The following is a 15,488-nucleotide window of genomic DNA, read 5'->3' as shown; positions in this document are numbered from 1 at the left end:
GGCATCCAAGATCACGTCGAGGTCGGAGTTTGCCTCTCTTTTTTCTCGCAATCTTCACTGGGATGAACGAAGCGAAAAGGCGAAAAGGCGAAAAGAAAGGCGGGACGGCAACTCATCGGAACGACACGGCAAAAACAGAAGTTAGAACTGCGGACAGCGGTTCGCACCAATGAACGAATCGGAAAAGACTGAAAGGAAAGCGGGGCGGCAGAACCGCGTGAAATCAGGCGAAAGTCGAGCGGAATTGGCCTACACTGAACAGAAAATCGACAGGGCAGGCTAGGACCGAACCCTGGAAAGCGGTTCGACTGGACGGAGTGTGAAAAATATTCCAGAATTGGCCAAGGCCGGTGAAATAGCGATGCCGGATGGCGGAGGTCTGGAACCGGCGAGGAGTCCGGGGACCGGATTCGGGAGTCCCAATGTTTATGAGGAGGGGGACAGACAGAGAAAGGCCGATTGCGGACGGGAGACGTTTGCGGTTCGCTTGAAGGGTAAACGCTGAGCGGAAGTGGGCGGGTCAAGCGACCGGGAAACCAGGAGTGACCAGGCGAAATCATCGAAATCGATAAGCTTGTGGAACGAGGGAGTGGTGCGGAGGATGACTTATTTGCGTGTGGTGATTAAGTATGGTATCGGCTTCGGTCTGCTGATCTGGGTGGTGACCCGGTACTGGGAGGACAACAGTGCGACGGGGGCGCCAGGGTTGCGGAGTTTGCTGTCGGGGCCGGTGTCGGAAGTGTGGCTTGTAATCGCCGCGGTGCTGACGGCGGGAGCTTTAGGCTTGCAATTGGTGCGCTGGTATCTGCTGGTGCGGGCGTTGGAGTTGCCCTTCACGCTGCGGGATGCTTGCCGGCTGGGTCTGGTGGGGGTGTTTTTCAATACGTTTCTGCCGGGGTCGATCGGGGGGGATTTGCTCAAGGCCTACTTCATTGCGCGGGAGAATCGGGAGCGGAAGACGCGAGCGGTGGCCACGGTGCTGATCGACCGGGCGCTGGGGTTGTTCGGACTGGTGCTGTTCGTGGCGGTTCTGGGCACAGCGGCCTGGGGTCTAGGAGAGGAACGGTTGGCGGGCAACGCCGAGTTGCAGCGGGTGATCCAAGTGATGGCGGTGTGCAGCGGGGCGACAGTAGCGGGGTTCATTCTCTTGGGTTATCTGCCGCAGCGCCGGGTGGACCGGTTTGCTCGCCGCTTACGCTGGCTGCCGAAGATCGGAGGCGTGCTGGCGGAGTTTTGGTTTGCCGTGTGGATGTACCGGCAACGCCCCAGAACGATGGCGTGGGGCGTGGTTTTGTCCGCAGCGTCGCATGTGGCCTTAGTGTTGGCGTTCCATGCCTCCTCCCGCGTCTTTCCTGCAACTGGAACAGCGGCGGAACAGCCGGCCAGTTTGGCCGAGCACCTGGTTATCGCGCCGATCGGCTTCATTGTGCAAGCGCTGCCGGTGTCGCCGGGCGGAGTCGGGGTGGGTGAAGCCGCCTTTGCGGGACTGTACCAGCTCTCCGGACGTTCTGCCAGTCGGGGAGTAATTGCCCGGCTGTCCCTGCGGATTGTGGAATGGCTTCTGGGAGCCGCCGGCTATCTGATTTACTTGCGGATGAAAAAGGAGTTGCCTACCGCCCTGACCCCCGCTTCCCCTCGCACCGACGACTCTCCAGCGGCGCCTTCGGCGGAAGCTTCGGGGTGGTTCCCATTGGCAACTCCCTGTACACCCTCGGTCAACGGTTCCCTCTCGGAAGCCACTCCTCATCCGTTGGCCTCCCCATCTCCCCGCGGCGAGGGTTCCACTCCCCCCGCTTCCATTGTTACCCCGTCCCCTCCCCATGACACTCCCATACCACCGCCTTCCCGCTAGCCCCACCGCTCCAGCGTGCCCGCATCCCTCGCCTGCTGCCTGCTCCAGGCCGGCTCCGCCCCTCTCCCTACGGACCGCCACCCCTCGACTCTGAAGCGGACCACTGGGTCATGACGTCGGCCAACACCTGAAAGTTCACCTCTTGGCCATCGCTGGCAACTCTCGATTCCGGAAAATTTTCCCCAAGCCGGTGGAGCTTTTGCAAGACTGGCAGGGTTCTCGCAGGACCGGGAAGCTTCTCTCTGGGAACCGAGAAGTTTCTCTCTGGAATAGCCCCCTTCCGTCGGGGATAATCGTTGGGTGGAGGGAACGGCACTTCCGAAGGTTTCCCTAAAGGGGAACTTCACGAAGATATGGAAAAAAGTGCCAACCGGAGGAAACTCTGCACCGGAGAAAATCGTCGGAAGTGTTAACCTGTCGGCAACAAGTGGAATACCCTGTTCCATTTCCGCCTTTGGAGGGGCCCAGCGATGGCCAGGTCTGGCTGCGGAGTTATGCAATCGGTCAAGCTCAGCGTACTGTGGATAGCAGCCCTATCGCTATCCCTGTTGGTGGGCCATACCATGGGTCAACAATCGCGTCAGCAGATGTGGAAGAAGGTGGCGGAGGCGGAGCAGAAAGGCTTGCCGCAGACGGCTCTCAACGCTTTGGAGCCGATCCTGGAAGCGGCCCTGCGGGACAAAGACTATCCCGAAGCAATTCGTGCCTTGGTCAAAAAATACCATCTGATCGGGACCATCGAGGGAAACAAAGCCGAAGAAAAGATCGTACGCTTGCAAGCGGAGATGGGCCAAATGCCCGCGGAGATGCGGCCCATCCTGCATGCCGTTCTGGGTCATTGGTACTGGCAGTATTATCAGCAGAACCGCTGGCGGTATTTGAATCGAACGGCGACAGCGGTGTCTCCCGGCGACGATATTCGCACTTGGGACCTGCCGCGCATCTATGCGGAGATCGACAAAAACTTTGAGGCGGCCTTGCAAGCGGAAAAGGAGTTGCAAGCCATTCCCATCAGCCGCTATAGCCACTGGCTCCAGGGCGGCACCCTCCCGGACAAGTACCGGCCTACGCTTTACGATTTCCTCGCCTTCGAGGCGATCCACTTCTATGCCTCCGGAGAGCAAGCCGGGGCCAAGCCGCAAGACGCCTTCGAGATCACCCCGGACATGCCCATCTTCGACTCGCTGGATGATTTCCTCGCCTGGCAGCCTCAGACCACCGATCGCAACAGCCCCAACTACAAAGCCATTCGACTGTTCCAGAAACTGCTGAGTTTCCACCGGCAGGACAAAGACCCCAGTGCGCTGCTGGACGCCGATCTGCACCGGTTACGCTTCGGCTGGAACCAAGCGGCGGGGCCTGACAAGAACCGGCGGTACAAGGCGGCCCTGGAGCGGTTCATCACGACGCAAGAGAAGCACCAGCTGTCCGCCTTGGCTCGCTATCAACTCGCCGAGGTTCTCTACGAGGAAGGGGACTGGGCCCAAGCGCGGGAAATCGCCCTCCAGGCTCAGCGCAGCTTCCCGAAGAGCGCCGGTGGCCAACTCGCTAAGGGATTAATCGTCCGCATCGAAGCGAAGGAAGCTCAGGTGAACACAGAGCGCGTCTGGACCGAAGCGGGGGCGGACATTACTCTCACCTACCGCAATTTGACCGAGGCCCACATCTGCATCGTTCCCGATGATTTTGTGCGTGCTTTGCAGAGACAGCGGTGGAGTCCGAACCATCTCGAGGAGCACGAGATCAAGGCGTTGCTCCAACACAAGAATGCTCGGCGGTTCCGCCACGTCCTGCCCCCCACGCCAGACTACAAACCGCGGACGGAAAAAATCTCGGCCCCCAAGGACCTCAAGCCGGGCTTCTACCGCATCTTCGTTGGATTCGACCCGGACTTCCGTTCCTGGCTAGGTTACACCAGCGTTTTCGTCAGCGAGCTGGCCATTGTCGAACGACAAAATCAGTACACCTCGGTAGCCGAGGGATTGGTCGTGCATGCCCGTGAGGGTACGCCCATCGCCGGTGCCCAAATCGAAGCCTGGCAGCACGGCCAACAAGGAGGCTGGTTCAAAGTCGACGCCCAAACCGTGACCGATCCCCAGGGACGATATTCCCTGCCACTTGGAGTTGGAAATTACATCCTCCTCGTCCGGCATCGGGATCAATTCCTAGCCAGCGACCCCTTGTGGTTGAGAAACGGCCTTGACCTCGGACGGATCCAGCAAAACGTCGTGTTCTTCACAGATCGGTCCATATACCGTCCGGGCCAAACGATCCATTTCAAGGGAATCGTGTTGCGGACAGACGCAGAAGCGGACCGGTACGAGACACTCGCCGGGGAGCCAGTGACCGTTGTGTTCCGCGATGTCAACGGGAAGGAAATCGATCGCTTGCAACTGCGGAGTAATGACTATGGTTCCTTCTCTGGGACCTTCCTGGCACCGCAGAACCGGCTGACAGGAGCCATGACGATCCGAGCGGAGCGCGGCGGACAGGGAGTGGCGGTCGTGCGCGTCGAGGAGTACAAGCGGCCGAAATTCGAGGTGAAGCTGGAAGTGCCCCAGGAAGGCGTGCGCCTCCAACAGGCGGTGTCGGTCCAGGGCACGGCCCAGCAGTACAACGGCGTGCCGGTAGCGGGAGGCAAGGTGGCCTATCGCGTGGTCCGGCAGGTGCGCTATCCGCGCTGGTTACAGGACTTTTGCTGGTGGCGGCCTTGGCGAGAGACCCCTGCCCAAGAAATTGCCCACGGCGTCACGACCACCGGACCGGATGGCCGCTTCACCATCACCTTCTTCGCCCGACCTGACTTGCAAGTGGACCCCGCCGATGATCCTTCCTTCACCTACACCATCACCGCCGACGTGACTGATACCACGGGGGAAACCCGCAGCGGTACCGGTTCGGTCCAGATCGGTTACGTGGCTCTGCGCGCCGAGATGTCCACCCCGGAATGGCTCCCCGCCAGCCAGGAGGTTCCCCTGACGCTGCGTACCACTACTCTCGACGGCCAAGGACAATCGGCCCGCGGCAAGCTGACGATTTACACGCTCCGGCAGCCACCCCAGCCTGTGCGGCAGCCTATGGACAACCCCCGCGAACGTTTCCCCATGCGAGGGGCCAATGGTGGCCAGCAACCCCCCGCTGATCCCAGCCAACCCCATAGTTGGGCCGAGGATAAAGCGGTGCACACCGCCGACTTTTCCACGGATGCCCAAGGGCAATTCACGGCCCGCGTCCGCCTAGCGCCCGGGATTTACCGAGCCATCGTCGCCACCGAAGATCGCTTCGGTAAAAAAGTGACAGCCAAACATCAGTTTATCGTGGTGGAACCGGAGGCGGCCCGCTGTGCCATCCGCCTGCCGCAAGTGCTCGTGGCTCCGAAATGGAGCTGCGAAGTGGGCGAGGAATTCCTCCTGCTCTGGGGCAGCGGTTATGAATCTGCCCAGGCTTATGTGGAAATCGAGCATCGCGGGCGCATTCTCCAGAGCTTCTGGACCGATCCGCAGCGCACGCAACAACTCATCCGCCAGCGGATCGACGAGAAGATGCGCGGCGGGTTCACGGTGCGCGTCCTCTTCGTCCGGGAGAATCGGGCCTATCTGACGCAACGACAGGTGGAGGTCCCCTGGAGCAACAAGCAATTGCAGGTGAAGTGGGAGCGTTTGGTGTCGCGCCTGGAGCCGGGACAGAAGACAACTTTCACGGCGATCATCACCGGGCCGGAGGCTCAGAAAGCTGTAGCGGAAGTGGCCGCGGCGATGTATGACGCCTCCCTTGACGCCTTCTATGTCCACAATTGGCCCCGACAGATCGCCCCCTTCCGCCACGATCATAGCCGCTACTTCCTGCGCTTCGAGAACGGGCCTTCGCGTTTCGCTTTCGTCCGCGCACCAGTACCGGAGGTAGTGAATTTGGAACCCTTCACCTATCGCAGCTTCCCCAAAGAGGTGACCGGGGACCGGCATGGCCATCGCTTCTTCGGATTTGGACCGGACGACGGTTTGATAGGTCGAAGCGGAGCCACCCGCCTCCAACTCCTCTCCGGTTCTCCGCCTGCGATGGCAGAGGCAGCAAGTGAGAGGCTTCGGGCCGCGCCCCAATTAGCTAAAGAAGCTGTTGGGGAATTTGATCGCAACGCCTTGGACCCGGTGGGTGCGCCTCCAGTTCCCCCCAACTCTTCCTCTGCGGCCTTGGATCAGGTCAGCCCCCGCCGCAATCTCCAGGAAACCGCCTTCTTCTTCCCCCATCTCATCAGCAACGCGCAGGGAGAGGTGCGCATCGAGTTCACCGCGCCGGAGGCGTTGACCCGCTGGAAGGTGATGCTCTTTGCCCACGATCCGCAGTTGCGCAGCGGCGGTTTGGCCGCGGAGGTGGTAACCGCCAAGGACCTCATGGTGCAACCCAACCCGCCGCGATTCTTGCGGGAAGGGGACGTGATCGAGTTCACGGCCAAGGTAAGCAATCTCAGCACCGAGGCGATCGCTGGGCAGGTCCGTTTACAACTGTTCGACGCTCGCACCCTGCGTCCCGTGGATGCGGAGCTGGGCAATATCAAAGCTGAGCAGAAATTCGAGTTGGCAGCGAAGGAGAGCAAGACCTACGCCTGGCGCTTGACCGTCCCCGATGGCGTCGGCCCGCTCCTTTATCGCGTGGTGGCGGCAGGGCCGCGGATGAGCGACGGAGAAGAGGCCCACCTCCCCGTGCTCGCCCGGCGCGTCCTGGTGCGGGAATCGCTTCCTTTGCCGATCCGCAACGCAGGCATGAAGACCTTCGAGTTCCGCAAGCTGCTCGAATCCGGCCGCAGCGACACCCTGCGCCATCAGACGTTGACCGTGCAGATGGTGTCCCAACCGGCCTGGTACGCCATCATGGCCTTACCCTATCTGATGGAGTACCCCTACGAATGCAGCGAGCAGGTTTTCAACCGTCTCTATGCCAATGCCCTCGCCCGGCACATCGCCAATAGCGACCCGAGGATCCGCCGGGTGTTCGACCAGTGGAAGGGCACGGCCGCTTTAGACAGCCCGCTGGAGAAGAACGCCGACCTCAAGAGTGTGCTGCTGGAAGAAACCCCGTGGATCCGCGAGGCTGTACGGGAGAGCGAAGCCCGCCGGCAAGTCGGCGTTCTCTTCGATAACGACCGTCTGGACAGAGAGCTGGCAGCGACCCTGCAAAAGCTCGCCCAAATGCAGCACCCCGACGGTGCTTGGCCCTGGTTCCCCGGCGGCCCGCCCAATCACTATATCACCCTTTACATTACCACGGGCTTCGGGCGCTTGCGTCACCTGGGCGTCAAAATCGACATGGAGCCGGCCCTGCGCGCTGTGGTTCACCTGGATCACTTGGCACAGCGCCTATACCTCGAGGCCCAAAAGCACAAACCTCAGGAAAACCACCTCAGCCCAATCGTGGCGTTCTACCTCTACGGCCGCAGCTTCTTCCTCGCCGATCGCGCTATTGCCCCGGAACATCAGGAAGCGGTCAACTATTGGCTGGACCAGGCCCGGAAATACTGGCTCCCCTTGGGGCACCGCCAGTCCCAGGCTCATCTTGCCCTCGGCTTGCATCGCTTCGGCGACAAGGAAACGGCCAGGGCCATTCTCAAGTCGATCCGCGAGCACGCCAAAGTCGAGGAAGAACTTGGCATGTACTGGCGAGATCAGGAGATGTCCCACTCCTGGTTCCGCGCTCCCATCGAAACCCAGGCTTTGATGATCGAAGCCTTCGACGAGGTGCTCGGAGATGCTGAGGCGGTGGAAAACTGCAAGGTCTGGCTGCTGAAGATGAAGCAGACCACCGACTGGAAAACCACGAAAGCCACAGCGGATGCCATCTACGCCCTGCTCTTGCGCGGGGACAATCTCTTGCAGTCCGACGCGCTCGTCGAAGTCACCGTGGGGGACTACAAGATCGTGCCCCAGAAAGTGGAAGCGGGCACCGGCTTCTACGAGCATCGTTTCGTGCAGTCGGACATCAAGCCAGATTACGGCCGCATTACCCTGCGCAAGACGGATGCGGGCGTCAGTTGGGGCAGCATCCACTGGAGTTATCTGGAGGACCTGAGCAAGGTCACGCCGCAGACGGACACGCCTCTGAAGCTGGAAAAGAAACTCTTCCGCCGCACATATGGCAAGAGCGGACCGGTGCTGACACCCGTGGAACCCGGCGCTGCTGTGGCCGTCGGCGATGAATTGGTTGTGCGGATCATCCTGCGCACCGACCGCGACATGGAATATGTCCATCTCAAGGACTACCGGGGCAGCGGCACTGAGCCGGTCAACGTCCTGAGCCGCTACAAGTGGCAGGATGGGTTGGGGTATTATGAATCAACCCGCGATACTGCCAGCCACTTTTTCATCGAGTATCTGCCCAAAGGGGTCTATGTCTTCGAGTACGCCCTACGCGTACAGCACCGCGGCCAATACCCCATGGGTTACGCTCAGGTTCAGTGCATGTACGCTCCGGAGTTCCAGAGCCACTCGGAGACGCTGACCCTGCGAGTCGAGTAACCTCGGCGTTGGCCATCCAAGGATAGTACCCCCCCTCTAGGGGTACACCGCCTCTCAAACCGGGCCGGTCCTCTCCCACCGGTCCGGTTTTTGTGCCAGGGGAAGTTTGAGCCATTTCCCGCCGCAGCGTTTCAGACTTCTTATCCCCGGTGAAAATACCCCTGAGAAATGCAGCCCGCCTCTTGCTCATTGGCGGCGAAGCCGCCACAATGGCTAGCAATCGTCTTCCTCGTCCGTGAATGTTTTTCCGGGAGTTACGCCACAAGGGGTTATACTCATGTATACGCTGCCGCTGCCTCCCCGGTTTTTCCTGACGCTGGCTTTTCTGGCCGGCGGCCTGGCTGCTTTAGTCCACAGTGCCGAGGTAGAAGTAGCGCCCCCGCCGCGCCTGGCACAAGTGCAGCCGGTGATCCGCACAGCGGTCGATCTAGACCGGGCCGTGCTCGCCGAAATCCGGCAACGTTCCCAAATCATGCGGAACTTGCAGTATCTGTCTGATGTCATCGGCGCTCGCTTGACCGGTTCGCCGGGGCTGGAACGGGCCAATCACTGGACGGCGGAGAAGATGCGGGAATACGGTTTGGTGAACGTCCGGCTCGATCCTTGGGAAATCCCCGTCGGCTGGCAACGGGGACATGCTTCCATGCGCCTGGTGGAACCGGACAGCGGCCTGCGCCTACTTGTCGCCTCCGCTGGCTGGACCCCCGGCACCTCGGGCAAGGTAACCGGACCGGTCGTCATTATTCGGGAGCGTACTAAAGATAAGCTGGCCCAATACAAGGGGAAACTCCGCAATGCGGTTGTGCTTTTGTCCCCGCCGCCGGTCATTGCTCCTGTGACGGACCTGCGCTACGGCCCACCCCCGCCTCCGCCGGACAAAAAGGACGGTAAGAAGAATCCACCCCCAACAGCCATCTCCGATTCGGCGGAAGCAGAATCCGCTATCCCGGCACCGCGCGAACCGGTTCCTTATAGCTGGTCCACCACTTCGCTAGCAGGTCATGGCTTCCTCCACGATGAGTGGCAACCCGGTATTGCTGCCCTCAATGAGTTCCTCAAGAGCGAAGGGGTCGCCTGCGTAGTGTCGGATGCTGCCAAGCCACACGGCCTTCTGGTCACCACCGGCGGCTGGCCGGGGGACATCGTTGCCGCTCAGAACCGCGTCCCCCGCCTCTACATGGCCCATGAACATTATTCCCTCCTCTGGCGCTTGGCTTCTCAGGGAGACATGAGCGTCCGCGTCGAAACGGAAATCCACAACACCTTCATCCGCGGGCCCATCACCGTCTACAACACGGTGGGCGAAATTCGCGGCAGCGAAAAGCCGGAGGAAATCGTGGTCGTGGGCGCGCACTTGGATTCCTGGGACCTGGCCAGTGGCACCACTGACAACGGCACCGGCAGTTGCGTTGTCCTGGAAGTCGCCCGCGCACTCGCCGCCTTGGCCCGCCAGGGACATCCTCCGAAACGCACTATCCGCTTCGTTCTCTTCAGCGGGGAGGAGCAAGGATTGCACGGTTCCCGCCAGTATGTGCAGCGCTACAAAAACGAACTGCCGCGCCATTCCGCCGCCATCGTCCACGACACCGGCACCGGACGGGTTTTTGGCCTAGCTCTGCATAACCGCAAGGGATGTTACGACATCCTCCAACGGGAACTGGAGACCCTCAAGGAACTGGAGGGCTGGGTCGGTCCCAGCTTGCGCGGCATGGGCGGCACAGACCATCTCTCCTTCAACAGCGCCGGGGTACCAGGTTTCGCCTGCCTGCAAGAGATGGACGAATATCGCCTGACCCACCACACCCAATCGGACACCTTCGACAAAGCTAAGGAGCCATTCCTGATCCAAGGGGCGCAGGTGGTGGCTGTCACGGCCTTACGCATTGCCAATCTGCCGGAACTGCTCCCCCGCCAGTGACAGGGGATAGTCCGAAAAAGTCGAAAACTCCTAGAACAACCGGCATGAACGCCTCTGCTATCCCCGGTGAACCGTATGTCGCCATCCAGGTGCCGATGATGCCGCGCGACACCAACAAGCACGGCACGATTTTCGGCGGCGTGCTTTTGTCGTACATCGACCTGGCCGGCGCCATTGCTGCCCAGCGCGAATTGCACCTGCGCGGCGGCAATCCTCGGGCAGCCTTCGTCACCGTGGCCCTCAACCGTGTCGAGTTCAAAAAGCCGGTGCTGGTCGGTGATGTGGTCCGCTTCGTGACCCGGGTGATCCGAATCGGGCGCACTTCGATGACCGTCAAGGTCGATGTGTACGCCGAGCGCGGCCCGGAGACCATCCATGTCACCGAGGCCGAAGGCGTGTTCGTTGGAGTCGATCTTAGCCAGCCGGAGCGCCGCCCCGTCCCGCTGTTCCCGGATTCTCCCTCCGAACCGCCCAATCCCGGTTGATCCCCGCTTCCAAAAGTTTCTCCCATCTTGCATTCAGAGGGGATACAACTTCCGTTTGTACCTTGCACTTCTTTTCCGGCTACCCGACTCCGTTCCTGCGTTCAACAGCCACTCTGTACCCCGTTCTTTCGTCGGATTCCTCGGTCTGTTTCCGCAATTGCTTCTTCCGTTGGCAGCAAGCATGCGAACAGTAGCGCACTTGGTCCCAATCCCGTTCCCACTTTTTGTGCCAGTGGAAGGAGCGTCCGCATACCGGGCATACCTTGGCGGACCGAGAACAGGAAGGGCGCCGCATCGCCATTCCACCACCCTCCGAGGAAAAATCATCCGCCGTGCAACCGCTTTCAAAAATACCCCGGTCGAGTTCCATCATTCTCCGTGCAACCGCTCCAGGAACGCCTCCGCGCGCCGGTAATGGTCCAGCAAGCGGCGGGAACCGAGTCGTTCTTTCAACCGGACCATCACGGCCATGCGCGGGTTGCCCGCAAAAAACTGGCTGTGGCGGTCGATGAATCGCCAATACAAGGCATCCCAAATGGCGCACCACTCCCCGTGAGGAAAATCACTCATCCGCCGAATGTAGCTGCTCCCCGATATGTACGGCTTGGTTGTCATTAGGCCGCCATCCGCATATTGGCTCATCCCGTAGACGTTCGGCACCATGACCCAATCGTAGGCATCGATGAACATCTCCATGAACCATTGATAAACGGCATCCGGAGCTACCTCGCAGAGCAACAGGAAATTCCCCAAAACCATCAACCGCTCGATGTGATGGCAATACGCTGTCTGAAGGACGCGATGGAGGATCGTGTCGAGTGGCAGGATCCCGGTGCGAGCTTCGTAAAAGGACTTTGGTACTGGCCGAGTGTGCCGCCAAAAGTTGCGGGTCCGCTGGAAGCGTCCACGCGCCAAATACACCAGGCGGACAAACTCGCGCCAGCCGATGACTTGTCGGAGGAACCCCTCTAGCGAGTTCAAAGGCACCCGGCCTTCATAGCGCAAGGCCGCTTCCACCACTTCGCCCGGCGAAAGCAATCCCACGTTCAACACTGGCGTGAGCACAGAGTGGAACAGCACCCCATACCGGGCAGAGATGGCATCCTCATAGGCCCCGAAATGGACGAACCGCCGCTCCAGAAACTCGGCGAGCCAATCACGCGCCTGCACAGCCGAGGTGGGGTAAAGAAACGGAGTATCGGCACCCGGTGCATTCGGAAAATGTCGCCGCACATACTCCCGTGCCTCCCAAACGTACTTATCTTCCGGCGGAAAAATAGGAGCAGGCGGTTGTAACCCCGCGGGCAGACGCTGTCGGTTTTCCGGATCGAAGCTCCACTTTCCCCCCTTCGGCTGACCCTCCGCCGTCAGGAGTATTCCCAGCCTCTTCCGCTGCCGAATGTAAAACTCCGTGAAGAAAAATGTCTTTCGACCTTGGGCAAAGGCTTCGATCTCGGCTTGCGGTGTGAGGAAGTGTGGATCAGGCAAAACAGTTAGGCGTACCCCCCGTGCCGCACACGCTGCTTGTAGGCGAGACAAAAGCCAATCATCACACGGATCCACAACGCGCACCGCATCACACCCCGCCGCTTGAATCTGAAGCACGATCGCTCCTGTGTCCGTTAGCTCGCCCACCGGTACATAGCGTGCCGGGGGAACTTGCTCTTTCCAATAGCGCTGCATACTGGCCCGATGAAAAATCAGCTTTTGTTTGTGGAAGTTGTATTGGCTAAGCAAAAGCGGCTCTTCAACGAGGAAAATGACATCCGCTCCTCTCACCGCTGGATGAGGATGAAAAAGCTGGTGCGGGTAAATGAGTGCCGCCGTCCTCATCGCTTCGCAGCCTTGAATGCCTCGCTCTGGCCCTACCACCCTCCCCCAGTTTCTACCGACCCCTTCCACCACTCATGCTAGGATCGAAGCTCCAAACCATAGCCATACTCTGGATGTTGCCTCCGGTCTGCCTAGCAAAAGGAAGTTGCTAGCAGTCAATTTTTGCCGATTGTGGCGTTCAATCTAGCGAAGCTAAAACTGCTGAGTTCGGCGGAAAGGTGGCCGCGCGAAACATCGGTCGAATCAGTAATTCTCGGCAGGCTTAGAGAAATGACTGGATTAGGAACCGAGCATCAATGAAAGTCTCTATAACTCGCCCAGTAGAATGACCCGGAATTGGAACAACAAAAAAACCAACGTTCAGGCGTTGGTCTCGCAGCGAGGACGACGGGACTCGAACCCGCAACCACCGGATCGACAGTCCGGTACTCTAACCAATTGAGCTACGTCCCCGTTGCATTACACATCATAGGCCAAGGGCGGCACCGTGGCAAGAGGTTTTTACCGCAATTTCGCGCAGCAGTGCCTTCCTCCCGCCTCACTTCTTCCCCTTCCCTTTGCCGAAGAGGCCGCCACCGCCGAAACCACCTTTACCTCCGGGAACAAAAGGCGGCAGGACTCCCTGCTTATCCCCACCGGGAAGGATTTGGCCTCCTTGTCCCCCTTTGCCTTTACCGAAGGGTCCGCCCCCGGGAAGGATTTGCTTGCCACCGGGTCCAAACGGCGGGACGAAGCCGGGCTGAGCGCGGCCCGGCGGAAGTTTGCCCCCTGGAATTGCCTTGCCCGGATCCGCGGGTACGCCTCCAGGAACGGGCAGTTTACCACCCGGTTTGGCCTGTTGACCGCCTAAATTGGGTAGGGGAACCATCCCTGGGTGGCCAACACCGGGGAAGGCCTGTTCTCCCTTGCCACCCTTGCCTGCTTTTTCAGGACCAAAGGGTCCTGCTCCTCCCAAGCCGCCTTTGCCACCGCCCATTTTCCCCACATGCCCCTGCCCAATTCCCTTGGCTGCCTGGAATGCCCGGATCATCGCAGCCAACTGCTGCCCGTGGATGCCGCCGGTCGCCAAGGCACTAACCAACGGCCCGATTCCCTTACCCCCCTGGAGTTGCATCCCAGGTGCTCCGGGAACGGCAATCGGACCCGGCAATCCCTGGGGTGCGGCAGAAGCCACCGCTATCATCATACCCCACAACCCGAAGAGACCAGCAACGCGAAATCCTTGGACCACTGGCATGACATGGCCTCCAAAGATGCAGAGAAATGCTTGCCGGAAATGACCTCTCATCCCGGTTGGCATGTTAAACACCCCTCCTTCACGGCGGTATCGCCATGAGCGATTTAAGTTCTCAAAGTGAAAACGGAGATTTACGACGTGGCAGGATTGGGGCGGAGGAAGGGATTCAACCCCTCCGGACCAGCCGGATAGACGATGACATAGGTTACACCTCGGAATCGCCGGGGATCGGCAATCACGCGGGCCACCGTGTGGGAAGCGTCGGCGTCGCTGAGCCGGTGCAGGCGGAACGGTCCGTTCTGCCGCAGGAAATAGACGCGGGCAAATTCCGCCCGCTGCGGATGGCGAAAGAGGGCCACCGGCACCTTCTGCCCTTGGATCACTTCATACCCCACTTGTTCCAGCAAGTTGAGGTCCAACGGTTCGGGCAATTCCGGAGGCAAGCCTTCCTGTTCTAACCAGCGGTGGAAATAACTCGCCGGGTCTTGTAGGCGGCTATCGTGAAGCAGAACGAGTTGCTCGGTGCTGAAGGAGGGCCGAGAAGCCCGATAACCTAGCCAGGCCAAACCCGCCAGGAGCAAAAGACTCGCCGCCACAGCGCTGTAGCGGTAAAGGCGGAAGCGTAAGGCTTGGCCTCGATAGACCGCGGCTTGCGTCAGCAGCACGTCCGCCAGGTGAGCGGGAACAGGAACTTGGCGGAGTTGTTCGCTCAACTGCCGGTCCCATCGTTCCTCGGTGCGGGCGAAAGAGGCGCAGGGTTCACAGTCCCGCAAATGTTCTTCCAAGGCTGCTTGCACTTCAGGCCCCAGAGCCTCGTTCCCTTCTCCACGGCGCAATTCCAAATACCACCGCGCCTCATCACATCGCATGGCGAACATCCCCAGCACCCGTCGGGGCACTTGGCCCCTTCAACCCTTTCGCCCGAAAAAACCGCCGAATATGCCCCTTGGCTCGACTGATCCGCGACATCACCGTACCGATCGGCACTCCCAACAGCTCCGCAATTTCTCGATACTTAAACCCTTCCATGTAATGCAAGAGCAATGGGGTGCGAAGTTCCTCCGACAGGGAATCAATCGCCTCCTGCAATAGCTGCGGGTCGATAGCCCTTGACTCCAAATCTGACTCATCCAATCCATCGGACGATTCCGGTTCGCCGCTGACCTGATCGTAGAGCATCTCCGGAGGACAGTATTGGAGTGAACCCTTGCGACGCCACTGCTGACGGTATGCATTCAGTAAAATTTGGAACAACCAGCTCCGGGCACTCTCCAATTTCTGCAATTGGTGAATCGACTCAAATGCCGTCCGGTACGTTTCCTGGACCAGGTCGCAGGCATCGTTCTCTGAACCGCTCAGGCGATAAGCAAAGCGATAGAGTGCTTCGTAGTAATCCTGCACCAATTGCTTGTACACTGTGGCTGACGCCATCGTCTGCCTCATTATGTTGGAGTCGTCTCGACGGAGTTTATTCCCCAAAAGAGGAAGTTCATTCCCCTACGGTAGTTCGCTGGCTCCGGGGAATTCTTGCCGCTATCGCTCGCTACCATGCCTCTCCAACCTGCCTTAAGCTCCAGAAAACTAAAATCTTACACGCAGCAATCTCTGCTTTCCCCCAGCCGGAAAAAATTGCGGGAATAATTTTCTGCCTCCGGCA

Annotated in this window: 9 protein-coding genes and 1 tRNA gene; 4 read left to right on the top strand and 6 right to left on the bottom strand. The window is 59.8% G+C overall.

The window, feature by feature from the left end; genetic code table 11:
- Window positions 1-601 precede the first annotated feature (601 nt).
- The 4 genes from H0921_RS04685 (at window position 602) to H0921_RS04670 (ending at window position 10,761) form a co-directional block, all read left to right on the top strand.
- Window positions 602-1,852 (top strand): lysylphosphatidylglycerol synthase transmembrane domain-containing protein, encoded by a 1,251-nt coding sequence (locus H0921_RS04685; RefSeq protein ID WP_194536881.1) that lies wholly within the window; start codon window positions 602-604, stop codon window positions 1,850-1,852.
- 470 nt (window positions 1,853-2,322) lie between these two features.
- A complete protein-coding gene (locus H0921_RS04680) occupies window positions 2,323-8,358 on the top strand; it encodes an alpha-2-macroglobulin family protein (protein WP_194536880.1) in 6,036 nt (2,011 codons plus the stop codon).
- A gap of 277 nt (window positions 8,359-8,635) precedes the next feature.
- Entirely contained in the window at window positions 8,636-10,276 is a 1,641-nt protein-coding gene (locus H0921_RS04675) for a M20/M25/M40 family metallo-hydrolase (RefSeq protein WP_194536879.1), read from the top strand.
- 44 nt (window positions 10,277-10,320) lie between these two features.
- Entirely contained in the window at window positions 10,321-10,761 is a 441-nt protein-coding gene (locus H0921_RS04670; RefSeq protein ID WP_194536878.1) for an acyl-CoA thioesterase, read from the top strand.
- A gap of 79 nt (window positions 10,762-10,840) precedes the next feature.
- On the opposite strand, the gene H0921_RS04665 is transcribed toward H0921_RS04670, so the two are convergent.
- From H0921_RS04665 to H0921_RS04640, 6 genes are all read right to left on the bottom strand, one after another.
- Complete coding sequence (locus H0921_RS04665) at window positions 10,841-11,056, bottom strand: DUF2256 domain-containing protein (protein ID WP_194537147.1); 216 nt, start codon at window positions 11,054-11,056, stop codon at window positions 10,841-10,843.
- A gap of 74 nt (window positions 11,057-11,130) precedes the next feature.
- Complete coding sequence (locus H0921_RS04660; RefSeq protein WP_194536877.1) at window positions 11,131-12,594, bottom strand: cryptochrome/photolyase family protein; 1,464 nt, start codon at window positions 12,592-12,594, stop codon at window positions 11,131-11,133.
- Window positions 12,595-12,973: 379 nt separating this feature from the next.
- Window positions 12,974-13,047: transfer RNA gene (locus H0921_RS04655), tRNA-Asp, on the bottom strand.
- An 85-nt stretch (window positions 13,048-13,132) separates the two neighbouring features.
- Window positions 13,133-13,831 carry a hypothetical protein gene (locus tag H0921_RS04650; RefSeq protein WP_194536876.1) on the bottom strand — a complete coding sequence of 233 codons (699 nt, stop codon included), beginning with the start codon at window positions 13,829-13,831 and terminating at the stop codon, window positions 13,133-13,135.
- Window positions 13,832-13,962: 131 nt separating this feature from the next.
- Window positions 13,963-14,700, bottom strand: coding sequence for a hypothetical protein (locus H0921_RS04645; protein WP_194536875.1), 738 nt, complete (start codon window positions 14,698-14,700; stop codon window positions 13,963-13,965).
- The gene (locus tag H0921_RS04640) at window positions 14,690-15,262 is read right to left on the bottom strand and encodes an RNA polymerase sigma factor (RefSeq protein WP_194536874.1); all 573 of its coding nucleotides are present in this window, start codon (window positions 15,260-15,262) and stop codon (window positions 14,690-14,692) included. Before H0921_RS04640 ends, H0921_RS04645 begins: the two co-directional genes overlap by 11 nt.
- Window positions 15,263-15,488 lie beyond the last annotated feature (226 nt).

The organism is Thermogemmata fonticola (genome assembly GCF_013694095.1).
Lineage (GTDB): Bacteria > Planctomycetota > Planctomycetia > Gemmatales > Gemmataceae > Thermogemmata > Thermogemmata fonticola.
This window is presented reverse-complemented; position numbering and strand designations above follow the sequence as displayed.